We start from the raw sequence: 1,342 nt of genomic DNA, 5'->3' as shown, positions 1-1,342 counted from the left end.
TCGTCGCGCTTCATCTACTACATGAAGACCTTCGGCTTCCACTCGGTCCACGGCCGCGCCAATGCCGTGGCCACGGGCGTCAAGGTGGCCAATCCGCGGCTCAACGTGTGGGTCACGACAGGCGACGGCGACTCGCTGGCCATCGGCGGCAACCACTTCATCCACGCCATCCGCCGCAACGTCGACCTCAACGTCATCCTGTTCAACAACGAAATCTACGGTCTGACCAAGGGCCAGTACTCGCCCACGTCGAAGCTGGGCAAGATCACGAAGACTTCGCCCTACGGCACGGTCGAGAAGCCCTTCAACCCCGGCGAGCTGGTCATCGGCGCCAAGGGCACCTTCTTCGCCCGTTCGATCGACATGGAGGTCAACCTCTCCAAGGAGTGCATGGTGGCCGCCGCGCTGCACAAGGGCATGTCGGTGGTCGAGGTGCTGCAGAACTGCGTGATCTTCAACGACAAGACCCACGCTGCATTTGCGGCCGACAAGGCCACGCGCGCCGAGCGTACGATCACGCTGCGCCACGGCGAAAAGATGCTCTTCGGCGCCAACAACGAAAAGGGCCTCGTCTTCGAGAACATGAAGCTCAAGGTGGTGACCGTGGGTCAGGACGGCTATACGCTCGACCGCGTGCTAACGCACGACGCCCACGAATGCGACACGACGCTGCACTCGATGCTCGCCGCGATGAAATACCCCGACTATCCGGTGGCCGTGGGCGTCATCCGGGCCGTCGAGGACGATGCGGTCTACGACCTGGCCGTCGAACGGCAGGTCGAGGAGGTCAGGGCCACGTCCAAAATCCGGTGCGTCGACGATCTGCTGCGGTCCGGCGCCACCTGGGAGGTGTAGCGTAGGCTGCCCCTCCTCCCGCTGTGCATGGGCGGAGACTTCCGGATTCCGGCGGTCTCCGCTTTTTTCTCATATTCCGCTCCCGGACCCCGTATGCGGATTTCCCGCAATTCCGCCCGGGCCGGGCCATCGATCCGCGGCATTCCGCCGGCATATTTCGCATCCGCCCCACCTTTATTCGTTTTTTGTTTGGATTTTCAAAAATTCGTTTTACCTTTGCACTCGCAACGGGGGATTAGCTCAGTTGGCTAGAGCGCTTGCATGGCATGCAAGAGGTCACGAGTTCGAATCTCGTATTCTCCACTTCGATCCGAGACAAATCGGAGCCAAACGAAGACAAATCCCGCAAAATCAAGGTTTTGCGGGATTTTCGTTTTCTTCTCTCGGACATCCGAAAGACACGAAAAAGCCCCGTTCGGACAAAGTCGCGTTACTAAAACCGTTACTAAAACGGCTTTGGGATTTTAGTAACGATTTACGACGCAAG

1 protein-coding gene and 1 tRNA gene are annotated in these 1,342 nt (G+C 59.2%); both read left to right on the top strand.

Features of this window, described 5'->3' with window-relative positions; translation table 11 throughout:
* The coding region (locus tag QZ302_RS09980) for a thiamine pyrophosphate-dependent enzyme (protein ID WP_294594974.1) at nucleotides 1-855 on the top strand (855 nt) is incomplete at its 5' end.
* Nucleotides 856-1,084: 229 nt separating this feature from the next.
* Nucleotides 1,085-1,158 (top strand) — tRNA-Ala (locus tag QZ302_RS09975).
* Nucleotides 1,159-1,342 lie beyond the last annotated feature (184 nt).

This window comes from uncultured Rikenella sp. (assembly GCF_910579375.1).
Classification (GTDB): Bacteria; Bacteroidota; Bacteroidia; order Bacteroidales; family Rikenellaceae; genus Rikenella.
The sequence above is the reverse complement of the archived record's forward strand: the minus strand, read 5'-3'. Positions and strand labels throughout refer to the sequence as shown.